The following is a 25,439-nucleotide window of genomic DNA, read 5'->3' on the forward strand; positions in this document are numbered from 1 at the left end:
ACCACCGTGGCCACCTATTCCCTCGTTATCCGTCGGCTGATGATCTGCTCCGTGACCATCGTCGTCAGCCGTGCCATCACCAGTCCGCTGCTGACCCTGTTCCTCAGCAGGAAGCTCGGGCTGAACCAGCAGGATGTCGGCCTGCTGATGGGGATCGCGGTGTTTATCGCCACCCTGCTCTCGTTATACGGCGGCTATATCATCGACCGTCTGGAAAAACGCCGGCTGATGATCCTCGCCATGCTCTCCAGCGGCATCGGTTTCACCCTGCTGACGTTCGCCCATGACCTGTACCTGACCACCCTGACCCTGGTGATGACCGAGACCGCATCGGCGCTGTTTCTGATCGGTTCCAAGGCCATCATCAGCGAGAACCTGCCCATCGACCAGCGGGCCAAGGTCTTTTCCCTGCGCTACACCCTGACCAATATCGGTTACGCCACCGGCCCGATGCTGGGCGTGGTGATCGCCGGGGTGCAACCCCTGGCGCCGTTCCTGATGGCCGCCGGTATCGCCTTTGGCAGTATTTTCCTGATGTTCGGCATCACCCCGACCGCCCAGGCCCAGATCGGCAAGCCCCCCAGTTTCATCAAGACCCTGGTGACGCTGCGCAATGATCGGACACTGATCCTGTTTACCTGCGGCAGCTTGCTGAGCACTATCGTCCATGGCCGCTTCACGCTGTACCTCTCGCAGTTCCTGCTGGTGACCCACAGCAGCCAGGATGCCCTGAGCACCTTGTCGGCGATCCTGGCCTGCAACGCCATCAGCGTGATCCTGCTGCAGTACCAGATCGGCCGTTTTCTCAAGCGTGAGCAGTTGCGCTACTGGATCGCCATCGGCACCAGCCTGTTTATCGTCGGGCTGATCGGCTTCAGTTTTGCGCAGAACCTGATGACCTGGTGCGCGGCCATGTTCATCTTCACCCTGGGGGAGATGATCATTTATCCGTCGGAATATCTGTTCGTCGACACCATCGCACCGGAGGATCTGCGGGGCAGTTACCTCGGCGCGCAGAACCTGGCGGCCCTGGGTGGTGCATTGAGTCCGGTGATCTGCGGTTATCTGCTGATCCATGCGGCGCCAGGGACGATGTTTTATGCCTTGAGCGGGCTCACGGCGGTTGGCGGCAGCCTGTGTTTCCTGGCGGGACGCGGTGTGCGCTCATTGCAGAAATGAGGCCGGGCGCGGTTTCTTCAGATAAAGGTTTTGTGACCTTGAGGGCCTCTTCGCGGGCAAGCCCTGCTCCTACAATACGTCGTCGTTTACCGATCTGGTGTACGACACAAAACTGTAGGAGCAGGGCTTGTCGGACCGCCGCACCGCCGCGAAGGCACCAGTAAACCCAACACCAGCCCCAAGCCGTATACCAATCAGCGCTTGCTGCTCAAATCGGTATTGCCATCCCAACCACCGCCCATCGCCGCGATCAACTGGACGCTTGCGATCAACCGGCTCTGCAGCAAGCTCAGCACGCTACGCTCGTTGGTCAACGCCGTGGTCTGCACCGTGACCACATCCAGGTAAGTGATCAGGCCCGCCTTGTACTGGTTGTCGGTCAAACGCAGGGATTCCCGGGCCGCGTCCAGCGCCTGGGCACGAACCGTCGCCTCGTCTTCCATGACCTTGAGCTGGACCATGTAGTTTTCCACTTCACGGAATCCATCCAGCACGGTCTGGCGGTACTTGGCCACGGTCTGGTCATACACCGCTTCGGTCCGGTCCACTTCCGCCGAGCGCTGACCACCGTCGAACAAGGTGGTCGCCAGTTTCGGGCCCACTGACCAGAAACGGTTCGGCAGGCTGATCCAGTTCTCAAAGGTACTGCTGCTGTAACCACCGGACAGGCTCAGGGTGAAGTCCGGATAATAAGCCGCCTTCGCCACGCCGATATTGGCGTTGGCCGCGATCACCGAGCGCTCCGCCGAAGCGATGTCCGGACGCCGCTCCAGCAGTTGCGACGGCACCCCCAGCGGAATCGCCGGCAAGGCCGGAACACTGTTGGTGGCCGCCAGCTGGAATTGCGCCGGGGGCAGGCCGATCATGACGGCAATGGCGTTTTCGAACTGGGCCCGTTGCCAGATCAGGTCGATCAGGTCGCCCTGGGCGCTCTTGAGCTGGGTCTGCGCCTGGGCGATCGCCGCTTTCCCGGAAACGCCAAAGCGGTACTGGCTTTCGGTATTTTTCAACGAGCGCTCGTAGGCCTGCACCGTGGCTTCAAGCAGGCGCTTCTGTTCGTCGATCACCCGCAGTTGCAGGTAGTTCTGCACCAGGCTCGACTGTTGGCTCAGGCGCATGGCCGCGAGGTCGGCAAAACTTGCCTGGGCACTGGCGTCGTTGGCTTCCAGGCCTCGGCGCAGCTTGCCCCAGACATCCGCCTCCCAACTCACCCCGAGTTGGGCGTTATAGGTGTCGACAATCCCGCTGGATGAACGGCTCAGGCTCGAGTTGCTGCTACCGGTGCCCTGGCTGGAGCGAGTTTTCCCGGCACTCAGGTCGACACTCGGAAAGAACGCCCCCCGGGCGCTCTTGACCAACGCCAGGGCCTGGCGGTACTGGGCTTCGGACTGCGCCACGGTCTGGTTGGCGCTGTTGAGTTTTTCCACCAGGCCATTGAGCGTCGGGTCGCCATACAGCTCCCACCAGGCACCACGGGCCAGAGAGTCACTGGGCTGCGCCTGACGCCAGCCGCTGGCTTCCTTGTATTGCGCCGGTGCGGCGGCGTCCGGACGCTTGTAGTCCGGGCCCACGGCGCAGGCGCTGAGCAGCAGCCCGCACAAGGCCAGGCTCAACAGGCGTGAGCCACGGATGGTCTCCAGGCGCTGGGCGGCCAGAGGCATTTTGCATTGCGATTGGTCAGTCATAGCGGAGTTTCCAGAGCACCATCGGTGCGTACGCCGCGCCACTTGTTGAAGCGGTGGCGCAAACGGTCGAGATAAAGGTAAACCACCGGGGTGGTGTAGAGCGTCAGGATCTGGCTGAAGATCAACCCGCCGATAATGGTCAAACCCAGGGGCTGGCGCATTTCCGCGCCTTCGGCACTGCTCAGCAGCAACGGCAGGGCTCCGAGGATCGCCGCCAGGGTGGTCATCAGGATCGGCCGCAGGCGCAGCAGGCAAGCCTGGCGAATCGACTCCAGCGGGTCCAGGCCCGAATGGCGCTCCAGTTGCAGCGCCAGGTCGATCATCAGGATCGCATTCTTTTTCACCACGCCGATCAGCAGGAACAACCCCAGCAGCGAGATCAGGCTGAACTCGCCGCCCAGCAGGTAGATACTGAGCAAGGCACCGACCCCGGCCGACGGCAGTGTGGAAAGGATGGTCAGCGGATGGATGTAGCTCTCATAGAGAATGCCCAATACCAGATACACCGCCACCAGCGCGCCAAGGATCATGAACGGCTGGCTTTTCTGGGTTGCCGCAAAGGCGTCGCTGGTGCCGGCCATCTTGGCGATCACCGCTTCCGGCAAACCGAGCTTGGCGACGGCCCGCTCGATAGCGGCAGTGCCCTGCTCCACCGTGACGCCGGGCGCCATGTCGAACGACAGGCTTTCGGAGGCGAACTGCCCCTCGTGGTCAACCCGGTCATCCTGCAGGCTGTTTTCGTAATGGGCGATGGTCGACAGCGGAATACGCTGCCCGCTTGAGCCGATGACCTTGACCTGATTGAGGGTTTCCGGCGACTGGGCGTATTTCGGATTGATCTCCATCACCACCTGATACTGGTTCAGGGTGTCGTAGATGGTGGAGATCTGCCGCTGGCTGTAGGCGTTGTTGAGCACCGTGGTCACCGTGTTCATGTCCACGCCGAGGCGTTTGGCGGTATCACGGTCGACCACCAGGGTGGTCTGCGGCGCCCCGCGGCCTTCCCGTGCATCGATGGCGGTCAGTTCCGGCAAGGCCTTGAGGGCCGCGACCACTTTCGGATACCACTCGCGCAACGCGCCAAGATCGTCGCTTTGCAGGATGTAGGAGTACTGCGCGGTCTGTTGCTCGCGACCGCCGCCGAACTGCAGATCCTGATCGGCCATCAGCATCAGTCGGGCACCCGGCACCTTGGGCATTTCCGTGCGCAGGCGCTCGATAACGTTCTGCGCCGAGACATTGCGCTCCTTGATCGGCTTGAGGCGCACCAGCATGAAGGCGTTGTTGGTGCCATTGTTGCCACCGATAAACCCGGCCACGCTTTGTACCGCCGGGTCGGCCAGTACCGCCTTGCGGAAGATTTCCATCTTCGGCTGCATATTGCCGAACGACATGCCGTCGTCGCCACGGACATAGCCGATCAGTTGCCCGGTGTCCTGTTGCGGCAGGAAGGTTTTCGGCACCACCACGTACAGGGCGACGTTCACCCCGATGGTGACGAACAGGCTGAGCAGGGTCAGGCGCTTGTGCCGCAGGACCCAGTCCAGGCTGACGGCATAGGCCGCGATCATGCGTTCGTTGGCCTTTTCGCTCCAGCGTTGCAGCCGGCTCGGCTCACCCTGCTGGTGCGGCTTGAGCCAGCGCGCGCAGAGCATCGGCGTCAGGGTCAGGGACACCACCAGCGAGACCAGGATCGAGGCCGCCAGGGTGATGGAGAACTCGCGGAACAGGCTGCCGATGATCCCGCCGATAAACAGGATCGAGAGGAACACCACCACCAGCGACAGGTTCATCGACAGCAAGGTGAAGCCGACTTCCTTGGCCCCCAGGTACGCGGCCTTCATCGGTGGAATGCCATCGTCGATATGCCGGGAAATGTTCTCCAGTACCACGATGGCATCGTCCACCACCAGCCCGGTGGCCAGGATCAGGGCCATCAGCGACAGGTTGTTCAAGGAGAAGCCGTAGAGGTACATGACCGCAAAGGTGCCGACCAGCGACACCGGCACCGCCAGGGTCGGAATCAACGAGGCGCGGAAGTTGCCGAGGAACAGATACACCACCAGCACCACCAGGGCCACGGCGATCAGCAGGGTCATCTCGGCTTCGTGGAGCGTGGCCTTGATCACCGGCGAGCGGTCCATGGCCAGGTTCAGCTTGACGCTGGCCGGCAAGACCGCCTGTAAAGTCGGCAGTTGCGCCTTGATCTCGTTCACCGTCTCGATGATGTTGGCGCCGGCCTGGCGGTTGATCACCAGCAGGACCGCCTCGTCATTGTTGAAGAACCCGGCGTTGTAACGGTCCTCGACGCTGTCGCTGATCTTCGCCACATCCCCCAGGCGCAGGGCCGCGCCGTTCTGGTAGTGAATGATCAGCGGTTCATAGTCCTTGGCCTTTTCCAACTGGTCGTTGGCCTGTATCTGCCAGTTGCGGCCGGCATCATCGAGCGAACCCTTGGGCCGGCGCACGTTGGCATTGGCAATGGCGGTCCGGACATCGTCCAGGGCCACGCCGTACTGGTTGAGCGCCTGGGGTTCGAGTTCAATGCGCACCGCCGGCAGCGAACTGCCGCCGATCTGCACCTCGCCCACGCCCGGGACCTGGGACAGGCTCTGGGACAGGATGGTCGAGGCCAGGTCGTAGAGCTGGCCCTTCTGCAACTGGTCGGAGGTCAGCGACAGCACCATGATCGGCGCCTGGGACGGGTTGACCTTCTTGTAGGTGGGCATGCTGCGCATGCCGCTGGGCAGCAGGTTGCGCGAGGCATTGATGGCCGCCTGGACCTCCCGCGCCGCGCCGTTGATATCGCGGTTGAGGTCGAACTGCAGGATCACCCGGGTCGAACCCTGGCTGGACCGGCTGCTCATGGTGTTGACGCCGGGAATCACGCCGAAGGAGCGTTCCAGCGGCGTGGCCACGGTGGAGGCCATGACTTCCGGGCTGGCACCCGGCAGGCTGGCCTGGACCACGATCACCGGAAAGTCCATTTGCGGCAGCGGCGAAACCGGTAACAGGCCGAAACTCACAGCGCCCAGCAGGACAATCGCCAGGCTCAGCAGCATGGTCGCTACCGGCCGGCGAATAAAAGGTCCCGACAGGTTCATGTTTCCACCTGCTCAAGACGGCTCGGATGCCGCCCCCAGCGCCGTCCGAGGCGATCGAAGTACAGGTAGATCACCGGCGTGGTGAACAACGTCAGTACCTGGCTGACCAGCAAGCCGCCGACCATCACCAGGCCCAGGGGTTGACGCAGTTCGGCACCGGAACCGGTGGCGAGCATCAACGGAATGGCGCCGAACAGCGCCGCCAGGGTGGTCATCAGGATCGGCCGGAAACGCAGCAGCGCCGCCTGGTAGATCGCCTGCTCCGGCAACATGCCCTGGTTGCGCTCGGCGTCGAGGGCGAAGTCGATCATCATGATCGCGTTCTTCTTGACGATACCGATCAGCAGGATGATCCCGATAATGGCGATCATGCCCAGGTCGTTGCCTGTCAGAATCAACGCCAGCAAGGCCCCGACCGCCGCCGAGGGCAAGGTCGAGAGGATGGTTACCGGGTGGATATAACTCTCGTAGAGCACCCCGAGCACGATGTACATGGTCACCACCGCCGCCAGGATCAGCAGCAAGGTGCTCGACAGCGAGGCCTGGAAGGCTTCGGCCGCGCCCTGGAACTGGGTCTGCACGCCCACCGGCATGCCGATCTCCTGCTTGACCTGGTCGATAACCTCCACCGCCTGCCCCAGCGCCACGCCCGGCGCCAGGTTGAACGACATCATCACCGCCGGGAACTGGCCGATATGGGAGATGGCCAACTGCGCCTGGCGCTCCTCGACACGGGCCAGGCTGGACAGGCGCACCTGTCCGCCGCTGGTGGTCTTGACGTGGATCTGCTCCAGCGCCTGCGGTCCGATCTTCTCCCCCGCCTGGGCTTGCAGCACCACGCGGTACTGGCTGGCCTGGGTGTAGATGGTGGAAATCTGCCGCTGGCCGAAACCGTCATACAGCGCATCGGTGATATCCGACACCGCCACGCCAAGGCGTGAAGCGGCGTCCCGGTCTATTACCAGGAAGACCTGCAGGCCCTTGTCCTGCAAGTCGCTGGCGACATCGGTCAGTTCCGGGCGCTGGGCCAGGGCGTCCACCAGCTTGCCGCTCCACTCGGCCAGCAGGTCGGGGTCCGGCGAGGACATGCTGAACTGGTACTGGGTGCGGCTGACCCGATCCTCGATGGTCAGGTCCTGCACCGGCTGCAGGTACAGGCGGATCCCCGACAGTTTGTCGACTTCCGGCTGCAGGCGGTTGATGATCTGCGTGGCGGTCTCACGGCGCTGGTGGCGCGGCTTGAGATTGATCAGGAAGCGGCCGCTGTTGAGCGTGGCATTGTCGCCGTCCACGCCGATATACGACGACAGGCTCTCCACATCCGGGTCGGTGAGGATGACCTTGGCCAGTTCCTGTTGGCGCTGGCTCATGGAGGCAAAGGATACCGACTGCGGTGCTTCGGAAATCCCCTGGATCACCCCGGTGTCCTGCACCGGGAAGAAGCCCTTGGGCACCATCATGTAGAGGAACACGGTCAGCGCCAGGGTGCCGACCGCCACCAGCAAGGTCAGCGACTGGTGCTTGAGCACCCACTGCAACTTGCGGCCGTAGGCCTCGATCAACCAGTCGATCCAGGCGCCGCTGGCACGGTAGAAGCGGCCCTGTTCTTCGGGTTTCGGCTCGCGCTTGAGCAAGCGCGCGCACATCATCGGCGTGAGGGTCAGGGACACCACCAGGGAAATCAGGATCGCCACCGCCAGGGTGATGGCGAACTCGCGGAACAGCCGCCCGACCACATCGGCCATGAACAACAGTGGGATCAGTACCGCGATCAGCGACAGCGTCAGCGAGATCAGGGTGAAGCCGATCTGCTTGGCGCCCTTGAGCGCCGCCTGCATCGGACTGTCGCCCTCCTCGATGAAACGCGAGATGTTTTCCAGCATGACGATGGCGTCGTCGACCACGAAGCCGGTGGCGATGGTCAGGGCCATCAGGGTCAGGTTGTTGACCGAAAAGCCCGCCAGATACATCACGCCAAAGGTGCCGATCAGCGACAGCGGTACGGCCACCGAGGGAATGATGGTGGCGCTGGCCCGGCGCAGGAACAGGAAGGTCACCATCACCACCAGGGCAATGGAGATCAGCAATTCATGCTGGACGTCGCTGACCGACGCACGGATAGTCTGGGTGCGGTCGGTCAGTACCTTGACCTCGATACCCGCCGGCAGGTTGTCGGTAATACTCGGCAGCAAGGCCTTGATCCGGTCCACCACCTCGATCACGTTGGCCCCGGGCTGGCGCTGGATATTCAGCAGCACGGCCTGGTTTTCGTTGGCCCAGGCGGCGAGACGCTCGTTCTCGGCGCCATCGACGATCTGCGCCACATCCTTGAGCCGCAGCGGCGCGCCGTTCTTGTAGGCGAGGATCAGTTCGGCGTATTCCTTGGGCGAACGCAACTGGTCGTTGGCGTCGAGCATCGACACCCGGGTCGGGCCGTCGAAGTTGCCCTTGGGCTGGTTGACGTTCGAGGCGCCGATCAGGGTGCGCACATCCGACAGGTTCAGGCTGTTGGCCGCCAGGGCCTCGGGATTGACCTTGATCCGTACCGCCTGGCGCTGGCCGCCGGCAATGCTGACCATGCCGACGCCGCTGATCTGGGCGATCTTCTGCGCCATGCGGGTGTCGACCAGGTCATTGAGCTTGGGCAACAGCATGGTTTTCGAGGTGATCGCCAGGGTCAGCACCGGGGTGTCCGCCGGGTTGACCTTGTTGTACACCGGCGGTGCCGGCAAATCCTTGGGCAGCAGGTTGGTGGCGGCATTGATCGCCGCCTGGACCTGCTGCTCGGCGACGTCCATGTTGATGTCGAGGTTGAAACGCAGGGTCAGGATCGAGGCCCCGCCGGAACTGGTGGAGGCCATCTGGGTCAGCCCGGGCATCTGCCCGAACTGGCGCTCCAGGGGCGCGGTGACCGCACTGGTCATCACGTCGGGACTGGCACCCGGGTAGAGGGTCATCACCCGGATCGTCGGGTAGTCGACCTGGGGCAGCGCCGACACCGGCAGCAACCGATAGGCGATCAGGCCGGCCAGGATAATGGCCAGCATGCTCAGGGTGGTCGCTACCGGGCGGAGAATAAACAGCCGCGAGAGATTCATGCGCCGACCTTTTTCGCCTTGTCGGCTTCAGCCGGTGCCTTGGCCGCCGCGCCGTCCTTCAACTGCCCGGCGGGCGCCTTGGGCACGTCCTGGGCGTCATTGACCACCTCCACTTCGCCGCCATCCTTCAAGCGGTCGGTGCCTTCCAGGACCACCCGATCACCGGCGGCCAGGCCATCCTTGATCACCGTGACATTGCCGTCGCTGGCGCCGACCTTCAGCGGCCGGATCTTGACCTTCTTGTCGCCGTCCATGACATAGACGAAGGTGCCGTCGTTGCCGAACTGGATCGCCGCGCTCGGCGCCAGCACCACGTTTTTCAGGGTATCGGCGAGCAGGTGCACATTGACGAACTGGTTGGGGAACAGGCTCTGCTCGCGGTTATCGTAAAGGGCCTTGAACTTGAGGGTGCCGGTGGTGATGTCGATCTGGTTGTCGATGCTCTGCAATACACCGCTGGCCTGTTGTTTCACATCGCCACGGTCCCAGGCTTCGGCGGGCAACTTCGCCCCGCCATGGAAGCGCGTGAGCACGGTGTCGAGGTTGTTTTCCGGCAAGGTGAAGGCGACGCTGATCGGCTGGGTCTGAGTGATGATCACCAGTATCTGGCTGTCGTTCGCCGCCAGCAGGTTGCCGACGTCCAGTTGGCGCAGGCCCAGGCGCCCGGAAATCGGCGCGCGGATCTTGGTGAAGTCCAGGTTCAGCTTGGCGGCATCGACCGCCCCTTGGTTGGCCTTGACCGTCCCCTGGTACTGCAGCACCGTGGCCTCGGCGGTGTCCAGGGTCTGCTTGGCGATACTGTCTTCGGCGAACAGCCCGCGATAGCGCTGCACATCCACCTGGGCGTTCTTCAATTGCGCCTGGCTTTGCAGGAGGGTGCCCTGGGCCTGGAGCAAGGCGCTTTCGTAGTTGCGCGGATCGATCTCGGCCAGCACATCACCGGCCTTGACCATCTGGCCGTCCTGGAAGTGAATCTTGACCAGTTGCCCGGCGACTTGCGTACGCACGTTGACCGTGTTGAGGGCCGTCACCGTCCCCAGGGCTTTGTAGTACACCGGGAAGTCTCCCACCGTCGCCGGTGCTACCCGCACGGGCACAGGGCCGGCGGACGCCCCGAAGCCCGGACGCGCCATGCCCGACTTGCCCGTGTGCGCGACGGACTTGGCTTGCGTGCCCTTGTGATGCGCGCCTGACGGCCAGAAATGCCAGCACAGTGCGCCAATAATCAACAGGATCAACAGGCCGAACAGCCAACGACGAGAAGTATGAGAAGCAGAAGATTGCATGGAGTGATCAACCATTTATGCGCGAGAACTTCTTTTGGGGAGGCTGCAAGATAAGCACTGAATTGTTTCAGGCAAAGCGCCTTTACCGGCAATTTACCTTGGAATGACCTTCGTCAGTGTCCAGTAAGACACTGAAGCACAAATAAAAACGGCCTGGACAGGGTCAGGCCGTGAATAATTGTAAACCACTTGTTTCAGGGCCGTTTATTTCAGGACCGCGAGTGCCGCGTCGTAATCGGGTTCTTGGCCGATATCTGCCACTAATTCGCTATGCAACACCTTGTCGTGCGCGTCGAGGACTACGACCGCACGGGTAGTCAGGCCTGCGAGGGGGCCATCGACGATTTCCACGCCGTAGTCGCGCATGAACTCGCGGCCGCGCAAGGTGGACAGGTTGACGACCTGGTCCAGACCTTCTGCGCCGCAGAAACGTGCCTGGGCAAATGGCAGGTCAGCCGAGATGCACAGCACCACGGTGTTTTCCAGCTGGTTGGCGCGTTCGTTGAACTGGCGCACGGACTTGGCGCAGGTCGGAGTGTCGACACTGGGGAAGATATTCAACACCTTGCGCTGGCCGGCAAGGCCGGCAAGGGTGATATCGGAGAGGTCCTTGGCCACCAGGGAAAACGCGGGAGCCTGGGAGCCGGGTAGCGGTAATTGTCCGTTGATCTGGACCGTTACGCCCCTGCGGGTGACTTGAGCCATGTGTTTGCCTCCTTGTAAACACGAAATCCTACCTTGAAGCGGGCTTTCCTAGATAGCAATGTCATCTTTAGCCCTGCTATTACCGGCTTACAAAATTGGCGTTTCACCGCTAACTATCGTCGAACTCAATAAATATGGGAGTCGGCCTGCTGGCGATAGCAGTCTCGCCTTCACCGCAAACCGACTCCCTGCCATTACTTCAGAACAGCCAGGGCCGCTTCGTAGTTAGGCTCTTCGGCAATTTCCTTGACCAGTTCGCTGTGCAACACGTTGTCGTTCTCGTCCAGCACGACGACGGCGCGAGCGGTCAGGCCGGCCAGCGGACCGTCGGCGATTTCAACGCCGTAGTCCTTAATGAACTCACGGCCACGCAGGGTCGACAGGTTCAGGACGTTTTCCAGGCCTTCGGCGCCGCAGAAGCGTGCCTGGGCGAACGGCAGGTCAGCCGAGATGCACAGCACCACGGTGTTGGCCACGTCGTTGGCCTGAGCGTTGAACTTGCGCACGGAGGTCGCACAGGTCGGAGTATCGACGCTTGGGAAAATGTTCAACACTTTGCGCTTGCCGGCAAAGCTGCCCAGCGTAACGTCAGCCAGACCTGCGCCCACCAGGGAGAATGCTGGAGCCTTGTCGCCGGCCTGCGGCAATTGACCGTTGACCTGAACCGGGCCGCCTTTGAGGGTGACTTGAGCCATGAACTGAATCCTTCTAAACGGTTTCGATAAGAAGGTCGGGGTTAAACATGAAAATGCCACCCGACCTATGGGGCAGATAAAGTGTCACAGGATTTGCGGCCCGGCAAACCCTCTCGGGCTTTTTTTCTTGTGGGAATCCGGGCGCGACCACAGCGGACGCTTCAGTGATATTCGCGGGGAATCAGGCTCTGCAACTGCAGGGCCAGGAAGTCGGCATCGAACGGATAGATGTCCGCGTCCTTGAGGCCGTTGGTCTTGCGCCACTGCCAATCGCCAGTTCCCGGCACACCCACCAGCGAAACGCTGCCATGCCGGGCCGCCGTATGGCCCATGACCGCGATGGAAATCGTGCCGCCAGTGCCCATGACCTCCGGGACAAACTCCATCACTCTGCCGGCGATCTGGATCGTCAACTTCTGGGTCTTGAAGGGCGAGACTTCCACCGCCAGGTTGGGGCCGAAAGCCACGTAGGCTTCGCGCTGGGTTTCCAGCAGGTTCGGGCTCTTTACCGGGGCCAGCCACTGTTCCATGCGATCGAACAACTCGACGATGCGCGCCGTCCAGTGTGCCGATTGCTTTTCAAACAGTTGCTTCTTGTGTGTTTCAGTCTCGGCGTAGTGCCGAAGCATTTCCCCCAGTTGCTGTACACCATTCATTGGAGCGCTCCGTGGGTGAACCTGAATCGAAGGCCCGATCATGGCAGATCGCACCACGGGATGTGCGATTAACTCGACCGGGCATTGTCGAACGCTGACAGCATGGCCTTCCGCGGGGAGTGGAGGATCGCTAAAAGCTTCGCGGGCAAGCTCCGCTCCCACAGTGGTTCGGCGCAAGGCGGATGTTCAGGCTGGCCGACGAAACCGCGCCATGTTCAGGGTATTCACCAGACCACCGTCGCGAATCGCATAATCACGCATCACGCCCTCCTCCTCGAAACCGAACTTGCGATACAGACCCTGGGCGGCGACGTTATCGGCATACACCGTCAACTCGACCCGATGCAGGTTCATCCAGTTATCGGCCACATCCAGCACGGCAGCCAGCAGTTTCGAACCGACGCCCTTGCCCTGCCAGGCGCTTGCCACGCCCATGCCGATGGTGCCGGCGTGGCTGCGGCGCACACGAGCGTATTGTTCCAGGGAGCAACTGCCGATCACCACACCCTGATGCAGCGCCACCAACGACAGCAAGCGTTCATTGTCCTGGCGCTGGAGCAGCCGCTGACGCCAGACTTCGGCAGACTGAAACGGCATTTGCAGTACCTGGCGGCAAACGGCGGGTTCGTTATAGAGAGCCGTTATGCCGTCGATATGGGCTTCGCGAAAACGCTCGATGACGATGGAGGGGGTGTCGGCTGGCATCGTTTTTTTATCCATAAAAATAACAAGGCCGGCCAGTGTAGAGTGATTCGCGGCAAGCTGGCAAAGCCTGCTCCGGCATCCGCTCTTGCGCTACCGCAAGACCGTTTTACCCCTTAGCGCGACAGCATAAAGGTTTCGTACTCCAGGTCATCCAGCGCGGTCGACAGGCGCGCCAACCCCAGCAGCACGCACGCCAGCAGCGAAAAGGTGAACCCGTAACCGAAGAAACTCGGCCCCAGGTAGAGGCTGAGAAAGGTCAAGGCGGCGTTGAGCACGACGAACAACAGGCACAGTTCCAACACGATCGCCCGTTTGTCGAGGTAGAAAAACACGTTGAGAATCGCCATGAACACCACCTGGATGCTCACCCCGATCAGGTCGATGTAGAACAGCGGCAAGTAGTAGCTGGACATGCCCAGCCACTCCAGCAGGCGCGGACCGAACAGGAACAGCAGGACCACCGTCAGCCCCTGGACCTTGCAGATTTCCAGCAGGCCCTGGCGAATCGAGAAGGTCATTTCGGCTTTCAACGAAGCGATATGGCGCAAGGTCTCGCCATCACGCACCGCGCGGAACAGGCGGTCGTACCATTCGGCGAAGTCGGTTTCGATCCGCACCAGGAACACCGCCATCCCGGGAATGATCGCCAGGTAGGCGAGGAAGATCGGCAAGTCATAGAGAATCGAGGCGCGCATCGGTCCGATCACCTGGCTCGAGGTGTCCGGGTTGAACCAGAAGATCAACTTGTCGATCCAGATCCCCAGGTTGTAGCAGAGCCCGGTGAGCAGCAGGCTGACAAATACCTGGCGTCGATCGAGGAAGTCGAAGGCCACCAGTTTCTCGGCGCGGTACTCACGCAGGATGTCGTAGAGAAACAGGAACAGCAGTGTGCTGTGGCCGAGCAACAACGCCAGCAGCAAGCCTTCCATCCCCAGGTAACGCAGGAAGAACGCGCTGCCGACCATCAGCGCATAACCCGCCAGCATCACCACCAGGATGCGGTTATAGGCCTTCATCCCGGAGAGGAAGATGATCACCAGCCACAAGTTGCAGAGCACCACGAAGTTGGCCAGCGTCAGCAACCGGTAGACCAGCGGCTGGTCGAACAGCGTGGCCAACAGGATGATGCCCAGCAGCCCGGAGCCCAGGGTCACCAGCAGCAGCACGCCGACCAGGTTCGGCAGGATCTGCTCGTACTTGCGCTCGAACAGGCGGTCAGAGACGAAACGGGTGAAAAACAGCTGCAACCCGCCGGTGAGGATCAGCGACGTGGCCATCAGGTAGGTCACCGTGATCAGGAACTGGCGGATCAACACCTCCGGGACCACCAGCCCAAGGCTGATGACCCCCACCAGCATCACGCTGAGAATCGACAGGACCCAGGGTCCGGAACTGATCAGGCCGGCGTAGACATACGCGTGCAGCGTCGCCGTGTAGGAGTCGCGCGAGAGAATCTTGCGCAGTTCGAAACCGATGCCGGCCATTTACACAGTCCCCATGGCAGCGTGATAAAGCGTGCGATAACGGTCGATCATCAAGGTCTCGCTGTAGTAACGGTGAACCCGCAGCAAACCCGCGGCCTGGGCCGACTTCCAGCGCTCGGGGCTGCGCAGCAGATCGGTGATCGCCAGGGACGTGGCCTGTGGATCAGCGATTGCCACCACCTCCCCGGCCAGCCCGAGATCACGGTCGGCCGCGGTGCCGCCCTCGATCAGTTCGCGGCAGGAGCCGACGTCGCTGCTCACCACCGGCGTGCCGGCGGCCCAGGCTTCGAGAATCACCAGGGGCTGCGCCTCGCTGATCGAGGTCAGGACCATCAGGCCCAGTTGCGGCAGGATCTCCTGGATTTTCTGGAAGCCGAGGAACAGCACCTGTTTTTCCAGGCCCAGACTGGCCACCAGGCTGCGACACTCGGCGACGTATTCGGGGTCTTCCTCTTCCGGCCCGACAATCCAGCCCTCGACCTGCGGCATCACGCTGACCACCCCGCGCATGGCGCGCAGGAAGGTCTTCACATCCTTGATCGGCACGACCCGACCGATCAGCCCGACCACCGGCGCGATCCCTGCGGCACGGGCGTTGAGGGCCTGGGTCCAGAGCTCCAGGTTGATGCCGTTGGGGATCACCTGGGTACGCGCCGGCGGCGCGCCGTCCTTGATCTGCCGCTGGCGGTTGCCATCGTACAAGGCAATGATCTGGTCGGCGCTCTCGTACACCAGATGGCCGATGCGTTCGAAGAAGCGCACCCAGAGCATGCGGATATAACCGGTGCCGGTAGCCATGCTGTCGTTGAGCGCCTGGTTGTTGCTTTCGGCGATCCAACTGGCCTGGGCCAGGTCGATCTTGCGCTCCTTGGTGTAGATCCCATGCTCGCTCAACAGCAACTGGCAACCCCACAACTGCTTGAGGATGCAGCCCACAAGCCCCGCATAACCGGTGGAAATCGAGTGCAGGACCCGTGCTCGCGGCATCCGTCGGGCGGCATCGGCCAGCATCAGCAGTGGCGACTGCATGGTGCGCAGGGTCCAGAAATAATTGACGAAGGACGGATCGGCGCAATGCTGCTCATAACCTTCGGTCAGGGCCTCCCAGCTGGGGCGGCTATAGAGCACATCGTCCAGGGTAATCCGCCCCTGGGCCAGGGCATCGAGCACGCCAAAGCCCAGCTCGGCGGGCGGCTTCTCGGGGTTGTGCAGATAGCGGTAGAGATTGCTCAGTTCTTCGAGGGACGCGCTGTGCGCGACCCGCTTGCGCTTCGGATTACGCCAGGCTTCCTCCAGGTACACCTCTTCGATATGCACCACGTTCGCCGGGATCTCATAGCGCCGCTGACCATAGGCTTCACGCTGGCCACCGATGAACAGCACCGAAAAGGTCAGTTGCGGCAACCCGAGGATCAGTTGGTGAATCCAGCCGGATACACCGCCGCGTACATAGGGCCAGGTACCTTCGAGCAGCAGGCAGACATCGGCGATTGGCGTTGGATTGGCGGGCTTTTTCATGTCCAGGTCCTTACCAGCCCGGCAAAGGGCGGGCGTTGTTGCAGCTCCGGCGGCAGGCTTTTCAACAGCCCGGGAATCTCGCTATAGCGTCCCGTTTCAAAGGCAATTTCAGCACTGAACGGCAGGACTTTGGCCGGGTCCATGCCCGCCTGCTCGGCCTGGTGCATATGCAGGCGCGCCTTGCCGATATCGCCGCGTTCCAGGGCAATACGCCCGGCCAGCAGCAGCAACTCACCGCCCTCACCCGCTTTCAGCGCCAGCTCGGCATGCTCGCCGGCTTGGCCGAGGACGTGCTGCTGGACGCTGCCCTGGGCCAGGCCCAGGTAGGCCAGCTCCCAGTACCAGCGAGCCAGCGTGGCGTGCAAGGCCCCGGCCTTCTGTGCGGGCGCGCCGGGCAACTGCGCGAGGGATGACTGGATACGCAGGTTGATATCGCTTTCCTGCTTGTCGAGCATCGAATACGCCAGCAGACGGACATCGTCGCTCGGATCGCCCAGGGCCAGCTTGAGAATCGGCACCGCTTCCTTGCCCGGCATCCGTCGAGTGGCGAGCAGTGCCGCCAGGCGCTGGTCCGGGTCCGACGCATGGCGCAACACATCCTGCAGGCCACTGTCGCCGAAGGTTGGCGAATGCAGCTGGATCTGCGCCCGAAACGGCAGGTCGGGAATGCCCACCGCCTGCCACATCTGCATCTCGCGCTTGCGTGGCAGGTACAGGGCCGGAAAGATCGCCGCGACCACCCCCACGGCACCGATCAGCGGCACAAAAAACGCCAGGCTGAAGATAAACAACGGGCTCCATGGCAACGGCGCGCGGTAACGCGCCGGCAGCAACAGCCACACCGCCGCGGTCAACAGGCCGCAGGCGATGCCATGGGTCATGGTGTACAGGAGCGCGATCTGCAGGTCGGGCAGGCGGGTCGTCAGACTGGCCCAGCTCCCGGCTTCGAAAAACAGCGCCCCGCTAAACAGCCACTTGCTGAACATTCAGGCCACACTCGTTATGCAGGAAGTTACGCAGCCCGTCCCGTTGCCGGGCCGACTCCAGATCGTAAGGCAAGACATTGACCCCAAGGCCGGACAGCTCCACGCTCATGCCGAAGTGTTCGTGGATCAGCTTGCCCAGACGCATCAGATAACCTTGGGCGCCCTCGGCGCTGGTCAGCGGCAGCAGCACCAGCAACAACGCATGCCCGCGGTTGTTGGCCAGGGTCAGGTGCAGGTCCAGTCCACGCTGGCTGCGTTCGAACAGCCGGGCCAGCTCATCGTTGCTCCGGGTCAGCTCGAAGGCATAGAGGCAGCCGGACAAACCGTGCCGCTCGACATCCAGCAACGAACGCTTGAGCTGGCGGGTGAAGTGCTGGGCGTCGGCATCCTCCAGTTGCAGCACCTGCGGGTCGTGGTGCAGCAGATCGGCAATATGCCCGGCCAGCAAGGCCAGCAGACTGAGGGTCCGTTCCTGGAAGGCAAAGAACGGCATCTGCCGGACCGCGAGGATTGCCAGCATCCGGCCCTCGGTATCCAGCAGCGGAATGCACGCCTGCAACGACGACACCGAGGCTTGGCCGCCAGCGTCGATCAGCTCTTCGCGCACGCTCACCAGTTCTTCGCGCTCCAGGCACAACTTGACCAGCAGGTCCTGGTTGTCCAGAGGCCCCATGACCCCGGTGGAGGCCAACAGGGTCAAGCTCGGTGCGGCGTCGCGCGGCGAGTCCAGACGGTACAGCCCGGCCACCCGCAACGAACCGTACTGGCCGAGCAAGGTCAGCACCGGTTCGGCCAGCAACGACAGCGAATCTTCGCCATTGGGCGCGGCACGCAGGCGCTCACGCAGGCCCAGCAACGAGCTGCGCAGGCTCTGGTCGCTGCCCGCCAGGCGCTGCTCCAGGCGATCGTGGGAGACCCGCAGTATCTGGTGCGCCCGGGTGAAATCGTCGAGCCGGTACTGGCGATACTCGTTGGCCATCTGCAAGCGCAACAGGCGCCGTTCCCACAGATCCCGCACTTCACCTACCAGCATCCCGCAGACCAGCACGCCGACAATGTAGGACGGCGCGATCTGCGCGTAGCCTTGCAGTCCCGACTGGCGCAGGACGAAGAACGTCGCCACCAGCAGGCTGGCACTGATCAGGCCACGGACAAAGCCGTAACGGACCCCCAGCAACAACGGCGCCAATAGCGACCAGGGAAACCCGCCGCGTACCTGCAACGGGTCTTCAGGGGTCAGCCAGAGACCGAAGCCGATGACCAGCGCGGTCACCAGGAAGGTTTCCAGCCAAGACGCCGGACCGCTGGCGCGCGGAGCCAGCGCGTAGTCCATGTGTGGAGAGTTCATCGCAGTCACTCGATCCGCAGGCCGCCGACAAGCTTGTCGAGGACCTTCTGGGCCGCGCCGGCCAGGCTTTCGCGGGACCAGCCGGCGCGGGCACCGCTATTGCTCCAGAGGACCTTGCCGGTGCCGGCTTCGACCACCCGCAGGCTGATACCCACCGCCGGTTCGCCATCCAGGCCGTTCTTGTACTGCCACTCTTCGACGCTGCCGGACACCACATAGTCGAGCTTCTGCTCACGGGCCCAGTCCATTGCCCCGGCGAGGCGCTCGTTATCGTCGAGCAGGGCCTGTTCGCCCTGCCCTGGCGCGCCGGCATAGACCTGCGGTTGCAGGCCACGGCTGCTCAACACGCTGAGCAGGATCTGCTCGCCGCGCTCACCGGCTTGTGGCGTCTGGGAATAGTTGACCAGCGGTAACACCCCCCAACGGGCCTTGCTCGACAGTTCCGGACTGTTTTGGCCGGTAAAGCTGCTGCAACCGGCCATCAACACGGCGACCATCGCCAGACTCACGCAACGAATCGTTTGCATAAGGTTAACTCCTCTTTGAATTCCATGATCAGCGTCCAAAACGCACGCTGTAACTGACGCCCGCGGTACCGCCAGACTTGCCTGTGCCGCCTTGCGGCGCCGACTGGTAGCCGAAGGTCACTGCCAATTCGTCATTGCCCAATACCTCGGTACCGACACCGGTACTGACGGCGTAGTTGATGGTGTTATCGGTCCACTGCCAGCCCGTGCTGAGATCCACCAGCCAGGTGTACTGCCCGCGCGTGCGGTTCAGTGCGCCGGGGAAACCGCGCCGCCAGGAACTGCCGAAGAACCACTGGCCGTACTGTTTCTGCAGCAAGGTCTGGCTGGTGATCTGACTCGGATCGTCCAGTTCGAGCCCGGCCAGGTCGATGCCCCCGCCCAGGGTATTGGCCAGATTGGCCAGTGAGCGGTTGTTCAAGCTGTTCTGCTGGTAGTCGATACCGCTGCGCAGTTCCCAGTTCGGCCCTTCGAACTGCAAGGTGTGGTCAAACTCGATCTTCAGTGCCTGGCCCTTGCCCAGATCATCGCCGCCGCGGGTCGCGAACCAGCGCTGGGCCAGGTTCCAGGACAACTGGTCGCGAGCCGAGTAGCGATGCCGTCCGCCGGCCCAGAGATCATCCTGGCGGCCGAACGCGCGCATCAACCCGCTGTCCTCGTTCTTGCGGTGCCAGTCGGCACCGGCATCCAGCTCGTTGCCGCTGTCCACCTGCCAGGTCCGGCTGACACCGAGCCCATTGCGGTCATCGTCCTGGCGCAGGCTGCTGTCGAAGATCAGCTTGTAATTGCCACTCTCCAGTTGCCGCTGCAAGGTCAGCTCGGTATTGGTCTCGCTGCCCAAACGCGACGGCTCCAGGGTCTCGCCACTGTATCGACCCTGCTCCAGCACCAACTTGGCGTACCAGTTGTCGTTCAGATAACGCGCGCTGGTCAGCCGTGGACCGTTGAATACCAGTCCACCGTAGTCCTGATGCTCCCAGGCGAGCAGCACGCCCTGCGGGGTGCGCTCGGTCATTTCAATGGCCTGGCGGCGCAATTGCTCACGGATCGCCGGCGGCTGATCGTCACCCAGTGCCGACAGGTCCACGGCCAGGGCTTCAGCGCCGCGTCCCAGGCTATTGAGCGCCTCGACCTGCTGCGCCGGATCCAGCTCGCCGCTGCTCACCAGGTGTTCCAATGCGGCCCGATTGCTGCCGCGCAGGGCTTCCTGGATCTGCTCGTAGCCATTGATCTTCAGGCCACGGCTACGGGCCCAGGCCAGCCAGTCGTCTTTCTGCGCCGACTGATTGAGGTTGTCCAGGCGTGCCAACAACTGGTCGAACCACAGTTGCAGCATCGGTTTGGAGCCATCCCGCCATTGCATTGCCTGGTTCAGCGCCTTGCGCGACGAATAGCTGCTGGCCAGCAGGCGTAACCAGGTGCTGTAGCCCTGCGGGGTGGCGCGAATCTGCTCCGGCGTCACCTCGCGGTCGAGCTTGAGCCGCAAGCGCTGGGCCGACTCGGCGTAACCGGCGCCTTCCAGCGCATCGGCATAGGCCGCCTGGACCATCCAGTCCCCGGCGTTGGCTTGCAGGTAGAGGCGATACCAGGCCAGGGCCTCGGTGTTGCGCCCGACCAACTGGCTGGCGGCGGCAAACGGCAGCCACAAGCTGCTGTCGCTACGGGCCAGGGCACGCCATTGCTGCAGCAACGGCTTGATTTCGCTGCTACGGCCCAGGTCGACGTACAGCCACAGCAGGCGCTCACGGAAGGTATTGTCATCCGGGAAACGGCTCAACCCCAGGCGATACAGGCGCAAGGCCTCCTCGCTCTGCCCTTGCTGCACGGCCAGCGCACCACGGGCCGCCAGCACCTGGGACCGCTCGGAAGCCTCCGGGTACTGCTCGGCATCCTTGAGCAGATCGATCACCAGCGGCCAGTCCTGAAGTTCCTGGGCCAGTTGCAAGGCGGCCACCAGGCGTTGCGGGGCGTGGCCCTGCTTCCAGCTGTCGACGGTCAACTGCAAGGCCTTGCGTGGATCCCGGGTTCGATAGAGAGCAATCAGCTCACTCTCGTCGCCGGTATTGAGCGAGCCCTTGATGGCGAGCATTTTCTCCAGCGCGAGCCGCAGCTCGTCGTCCAGCTCCAGGTCCCAGGCCAGCGCCGCGCGGGATTGCCAATAGTCGAGATCATTGATCTTGTTGCCATCGACCGCCGTGATCACCTTCCAGGCCGACGGGCTGTCAAACAGCTTGAGGTGGTTGTTGGCCCAGTCGACCCGTTCGGTACTGCTCAGAGGGAAGCGTTTGGCGAAGCTCTGCCAGACGTCCAGGCGCGCCGTGTATTGCTCGGTGTTTTCCAGGTTCTGCAACAGCCGGACCCAGGCCAGGCGATGTTTCGGATACTTGGCGACATAACGACGCAACCAGGCTTCAGCCTGCTCGGGAGTGCCACGTGACTCTTCGGCGTACACCAGGGCATCCAGCTCGACATTGGTCAACGCTCGCGTGTCCATGATCCCCGCCAGCACCGGAATACCCCGATCGAAGTCGTAGGTCTGCATCGCCAGGCGCCAGGTGTGCTCGAATTCAGCAGGGTTGTCGCGCAGTTTGCTCAGGGCGATCCAGTAGCCCAGCGCGGCTGCCGAGTCGTCCTGCCATTCGGCGATATGGGCCATCTGCTCCAGCAACGCCGGATCGTCCGGGCGCTGTTCGAGCAGTTGCAAGCCCGCCGCGTGCGCCCCCGGCAGATCGCCGAAGGCCAGGCGCTGCTTGAACTCCTTGGCCAGCACTTGCGGGCTGTCGGGCTGCAATTTGCGCCATTCGCTAAAAAACTGCTCAGCCAGGTCGGTACGGTTATGCGCCACCGCCACATCGACGCCCAGGTCAAGCAGCGCCGGATCGAATTGGCCATCCGGTTGCGCGAGCAACTCCCTGGCCAGCAGCTCGGCCGCCTGATCGCCTCGATCAGCGGCTACCAGGCCCTCGAAGGCGGCCTGGAGGAACTGGCGCCGCTCTTCGGGTTTCTGGCTACTTGCAAGCAGCTCGATATAGAGATCCGCCGCCCGTCCGGGCTGTTCACTGGCCAGGTACCATTTCGCCGCTTCGGTCAGCCGTTGGTCATGCTGTCGCGGATCGCGGCGCGCCAGTTCGGCATAGCTATCCGCGGCCAGGCCCGGTGCCTGGGCGCTCAGGGCCAACGGCGCCAGGTGTTCGAGTTGGGGCGTTGGCAACGACTTGTAGTCGAAGGCCTTGAAACGTTCGGCCAGCGCCTGCAATGCCGGGCTATCGCTGCTGTTGTTCAATGCCAGGGCATCGAGTTGCAGCCGATAATAGGTTTGCAGGGTCGAATCGGCTTGCGGCCAATCAGCCAGATGCTTTTCGGCGCGTGGGTATTCACCCAGCTGGATCAGCAGGTCGAGCAACTGGGTTCGCAGCTCGCTGTTCTGCGGGTGCGCCGCCAGCAGCACCTCGGCGTAGCTGGCCGAAACCTCGTCCGGCGCGCCACCCTTGGGACGAAAGGCTTCTTCATTATGAAAGGTCGCCCACAGCAGCACGCCGACGGCGATCGCCACCAGCAGCAGCGCCCAGGGATTGAGCAGCCGCGTGCTTTTAGCCTTAGTTGCAGAGGAGTTGGGCATCGCTCACCTGCTTCAGCGGAAGTTGGAAATGCCACAGGCCTTGTTCGGACCGGCCCGCGTAATGTTGCCCGTCAACCTCGACCCGGCAGGCGCCGGCCGAGCGTACCGAAAACTCCAGGTTGAATTCGCCGGCGAAGGCGAAGGTCACCTGCCGGTCATTCACATACCGCCAGTCAAGCAAGGGAATATTCGCCAGCTCCAGCGCCGGGCGCGGATCACGCTCAGGGCGCAGGGCCAGCAGCGCGCGGTCGCTACTCAGCGCCACATAGCGGCCCTGGGGCAGATCACGGACACCGGCCACGCCCTGGGAGCGGCCGAGGTCCGGCCAGCCGAGTGCCGGATCCAGGCGCAGGGTGCGCAAGCCATCCATCCCGCGCACCTGCCAGTCCCCCTCGCCGGTGCGGGCCAGGCTGGCCTGGTACAGACCGTGAAGCCGATCCAGGTAATCGCTCATCCATAACGACATCGGTTGCTGGCCGCGCATGAACTGGTAGATGTCGGTCATGGCCTTGATCGATGCCTGCTTGGTCCCCGAATAGAAGTGGTAATACAGATGAATACCGCGCAGGCGTCGTGGGCTGTCGGTCAACTCGAAGGTATCGATCACATCGCGAAAACCGTAGTACGGACCCTTCCACAGGTTGGTGTACATATTCTCGTTGATCACCGGCGCGTAGTACTGCAAGCCGCCCGCGGTGGGACGCAACAAGGGATACAGGCCGGTCAGCGACGGATTGGCCTTGGTCAGGATGGTCTGGCCACCGTTGACGTTCTTCAGCCCGGCGTCATAGGCCAGCTTGATGGTTTCCGCGCTTGGCAACGCATCACCCGGCCAGAAGATCATCTTCACCGGCTTTTTCGCGGTGGTCAGACGGCTATTGATGTAGTCCCGCGAGCCAACGATCTCGCGCTGGTAGTCGAGGGTCTTGTAGCCCGGGATATTCAGCCGCAAGCCGTATTCGGCATGAAAATCTTCGTCCTGCCTGGCCTTGTCCGGCTGCATATAGAACGGATGGCTGTAGGTGTGGGTCGCCACTTCGACCTTGGGATCGGCAAAGATCTCCTGGGCGATCGGTTCCAGCTCCCGGGCCAGGAAAGGCGACATGCCCTTGGGCCCGACCTCGCCTTCAATGATCGACACCGAGGTCAGGAACGGATTGGGACGAATGTAGTCGGCCAGCACCTGGCGCCCGGAATACGGCGTGCCGCGCACTTCGGCGTGGGACGGAAAACCATCGCCATCGATATGCACCGTGGCGATCCGCCGGCCATTTTCGGTAGTGCTGTCCGGGCGTGGCTGGGCCGGCAGGCGCAAGGCTTTCTGGATGAACGCGAACGGATCGAGAATCCAGCGGGTCCGTTCGACGTTGGCTTCCACGACATAGGGTGCCAGGGCCATGCCGCCCCAGTCGCCGGTGACCACGGGGGCGAACTTGCCGCCCTTGCCGTCACCCAGCAACAAGCCCGGTTGCGGTCCGCCGGGCAGCAGCGTCACCCGGGTCAGCTCGCGGCTGCGTGGGACCACTGGCGCCTCAAAGGCACCGAGCAGCGCCTTGTCCTGGCTGAGTACCTGCAAGGTATCGCGATCCCCCGGCGCGGCGAGGTTCAGGCCCAGGCGCTTGAGCAGCGAGCGGTCTTCGATCGGCAGGCCGGCCATGATCGCCAGGGGGACCTGTTCATCCAGGCGCTTGCCGATCCAGCTATAAAAGGCACGGCTGTCTTGCGGCGGGCCGCTGGTCATCCACACCACCACCCCGGCGTACAAACCGGCGAAGCTGTAGGACGGCAAGCTGTCGTCGACCGGCAGGTAATCCACCCGATAACCCAGGTATTCCAACAGGCCTCCGAGCATCCGGTGGCCGGCGTGATCATAGAGTTCACCTTCACGCGGGTCATAGAGCATGGCGATACGCCTCGGCTGCACCTCCACGGTGCTCATGCTGATGGCATTGAGGTCCGGGGTCGTGACCACCGGGATAAAGCCTTCCTGGCTCAACTGACGGACCAGTTTGCGGGCTTCTTCACGCCGCGTGGACGGCAGGTAGTCGATGGCCACCAGCGGGATATTCCGCGCCCGCAGCGGTTTGAGCTCACCTTCAAGCCAGTTGCGGTCGGACTCGGACACCGGGCGATAACGCTTGGCCGAGGCATCCCAACCGGCATGGATCGATTCGACGGCGACGGCCGAGGCTACGTCATCGAGCTCAGCCAGTACCTCGAAGCCGCGATTGAAGAACAGCTTGAGGTCTGGCTGGCGGCGGTGCAGCTCGCGCAGAAACGCTACCAGCGCCTTGCGCTGCGGTTCGCGGTTGGCTTCGGGGAGCAATTGAAAGCTGTCGAGGGTATCGAGGAACAGGCCGGCATAGCCCTGCTCCTGCAACGCTTTGGCGCGCTTGAACAGATGTTCCCGCCAGGCCGGCGTGGCGATGTCCATGACCTGGCTGTCCCAGGCCTTGTTACGGATGCTGCTGGCGCCCTGTGTCAGCGCTTCCTTGTCCAGGGCGGCACGGTCGCCGTCGAACTCACCCACCGACAGGTAGGCGAATGGCTGGCTGCCGAGTTTGCGCAAGGTGGCAACATCGGCACCGGTCATATGGCCGGGTTCGACCACGGCCCATTCGAACTGTGCCAACTCCTGCAAGGGCGGCTGCTCGGCGTACCAGAATCCGACGCTGGCGGGAGCCGCCGGAGCGGCCTGTAACGCTGAATTCGTTACACACAATGCCAACGCGGCGAACAGACGCCGCACCATTTTGCAGACGCGCGCCCTGGAAAACTCGATTTTCATAACTCACTCTTTAGTAGATCAATCCGCGCAACATCAGACTACCGGCGCCACGCAAT

Annotated in this window: 16 protein-coding genes; 1 reads left to right on the forward strand and 15 read right to left on the reverse strand. The window is 62.8% G+C overall.

The window, feature by feature from the left end; all coding sequences use genetic code 11:
• Positions 1 to 6 precede the first annotated feature (6 nt).
• Complete coding sequence (locus M5C71_RS02220; protein WP_248767100.1) at positions 7 to 1,179, forward strand: MFS transporter; 1,173 nt, start codon at positions 7 to 9, stop codon at positions 1,177 to 1,179.
• A gap of 194 nt (positions 1,180 to 1,373) precedes the next feature.
• Here M5C71_RS02220 and M5C71_RS02225 read toward each other — a convergent pair whose 3' ends face one another.
• The 15 genes from M5C71_RS02225 to M5C71_RS02295 form a co-directional block, all read right to left on the reverse strand.
• Positions 1,374 to 2,864: an efflux transporter outer membrane subunit gene (locus tag M5C71_RS02225; protein ID WP_103494090.1), complete on the reverse strand. Its 1,491-nt coding sequence runs from the start codon at positions 2,862 to 2,864 to the stop codon at positions 1,374 to 1,376.
• Complete coding sequence (locus tag M5C71_RS02230) at positions 2,861 to 5,968, reverse strand: multidrug efflux RND transporter permease subunit (protein ID WP_248767101.1); 3,108 nt, start codon at positions 5,966 to 5,968, stop codon at positions 2,861 to 2,863. Before M5C71_RS02230 ends, M5C71_RS02225 begins: the two co-directional genes overlap by 4 nt.
• Positions 5,965 to 9,066 carry an MdtB/MuxB family multidrug efflux RND transporter permease subunit gene (locus tag M5C71_RS02235; RefSeq protein WP_103494088.1) on the reverse strand — a complete coding sequence of 1,034 codons (3,102 nt, stop codon included), beginning with the start codon at positions 9,064 to 9,066 and terminating at the stop codon, positions 5,965 to 5,967. Before M5C71_RS02235 ends, M5C71_RS02230 begins: the two co-directional genes overlap by 4 nt.
• On the reverse strand, positions 9,063 to 10,367 hold the full coding sequence (locus M5C71_RS02240) for an MdtA/MuxA family multidrug efflux RND transporter periplasmic adaptor subunit (RefSeq protein ID WP_177098972.1): 1,305 nt from the start codon (positions 10,365 to 10,367) through the stop codon (positions 9,063 to 9,065). Before M5C71_RS02240 ends, M5C71_RS02235 begins: the two co-directional genes overlap by 4 nt.
• Before the next feature lie 189 nt (positions 10,368 to 10,556).
• Positions 10,557 to 11,057 carry a thiol peroxidase gene (gene tpx / locus M5C71_RS02245; protein WP_248767102.1) on the reverse strand — a complete coding sequence of 167 codons (501 nt, stop codon included), beginning with the start codon at positions 11,055 to 11,057 and terminating at the stop codon, positions 10,557 to 10,559.
• Between the two features lie 194 nt (positions 11,058 to 11,251).
• Complete coding sequence (gene tpx, locus M5C71_RS02250; RefSeq protein WP_100943143.1) at positions 11,252 to 11,752, reverse strand: thiol peroxidase; 501 nt, start codon at positions 11,750 to 11,752, stop codon at positions 11,252 to 11,254.
• 161 nt (positions 11,753 to 11,913) lie between these two features.
• Positions 11,914 to 12,408 carry a hypothetical protein gene (locus M5C71_RS02255; protein WP_103494085.1) on the reverse strand — a complete coding sequence of 165 codons (495 nt, stop codon included), beginning with the start codon at positions 12,406 to 12,408 and terminating at the stop codon, positions 11,914 to 11,916.
• 186 nt (positions 12,409 to 12,594) lie between these two features.
• On the reverse strand, positions 12,595 to 13,113 hold the full coding sequence (locus M5C71_RS02260) for a GNAT family N-acetyltransferase (RefSeq protein ID WP_177098971.1): 519 nt from the start codon (positions 13,111 to 13,113) through the stop codon (positions 12,595 to 12,597).
• Between the two features lie 113 nt (positions 13,114 to 13,226).
• Positions 13,227 to 14,597 (reverse strand): exopolysaccharide Pel transporter PelG, encoded by a 1,371-nt coding sequence (pelG, locus tag M5C71_RS02265; RefSeq protein ID WP_177098970.1) that lies wholly within the window; start codon positions 14,595 to 14,597, stop codon positions 13,227 to 13,229.
• Positions 14,598 to 16,115 (reverse strand): GT4 family glycosyltransferase PelF, encoded by a 1,518-nt coding sequence (pelF, locus tag M5C71_RS02270; protein WP_103494082.1) that lies wholly within the window; start codon positions 16,113 to 16,115, stop codon positions 14,598 to 14,600.
• The gene (locus M5C71_RS02275) at positions 16,112 to 17,101 is read right to left on the reverse strand and encodes a HEAT repeat domain-containing protein (protein ID WP_103494081.1); all 990 of its coding nucleotides are present in this window, start codon (positions 17,099 to 17,101) and stop codon (positions 16,112 to 16,114) included. Before M5C71_RS02275 ends, pelF begins: the two co-directional genes overlap by 4 nt.
• Positions 17,079 to 18,449 (reverse strand): PelD GGDEF domain-containing protein, encoded by a 1,371-nt coding sequence (locus M5C71_RS02280; protein WP_248767103.1) that lies wholly within the window; start codon positions 18,447 to 18,449, stop codon positions 17,079 to 17,081. The genes M5C71_RS02275 and M5C71_RS02280 overlap by 23 nt, the downstream gene beginning before the upstream one ends.
• A gap of 5 nt (positions 18,450 to 18,454) precedes the next feature.
• The gene (locus tag M5C71_RS02285) at positions 18,455 to 18,976 is read right to left on the reverse strand and encodes a penicillin-binding protein activator LpoB (RefSeq protein ID WP_177098967.1); all 522 of its coding nucleotides are present in this window, start codon (positions 18,974 to 18,976) and stop codon (positions 18,455 to 18,457) included.
• Between the two features lie 28 nt (positions 18,977 to 19,004).
• Positions 19,005 to 22,595, reverse strand: a complete 3,591-nt coding sequence (locus M5C71_RS02290; RefSeq protein ID WP_103494078.1) for a tetratricopeptide repeat protein — start codon at positions 22,593 to 22,595, stop codon at positions 19,005 to 19,007.
• Entirely contained in the window at positions 22,573 to 25,383 is a 2,811-nt protein-coding gene (locus M5C71_RS02295; protein WP_103494077.1) for a bifunctional glycoside hydrolase 114/ polysaccharide deacetylase family protein, read from the reverse strand. Before M5C71_RS02295 ends, M5C71_RS02290 begins: the two co-directional genes overlap by 23 nt.
• Between the last annotated feature and the right edge of the window lie 56 nt (positions 25,384 to 25,439).

Source organism: Pseudomonas sp. MWU12-2345, assembly GCF_023242385.1.
In the GTDB taxonomy this organism is placed as follows: domain Bacteria; phylum Pseudomonadota; class Gammaproteobacteria; order Pseudomonadales; family Pseudomonadaceae; genus Aquipseudomonas; species Aquipseudomonas gingeri_D.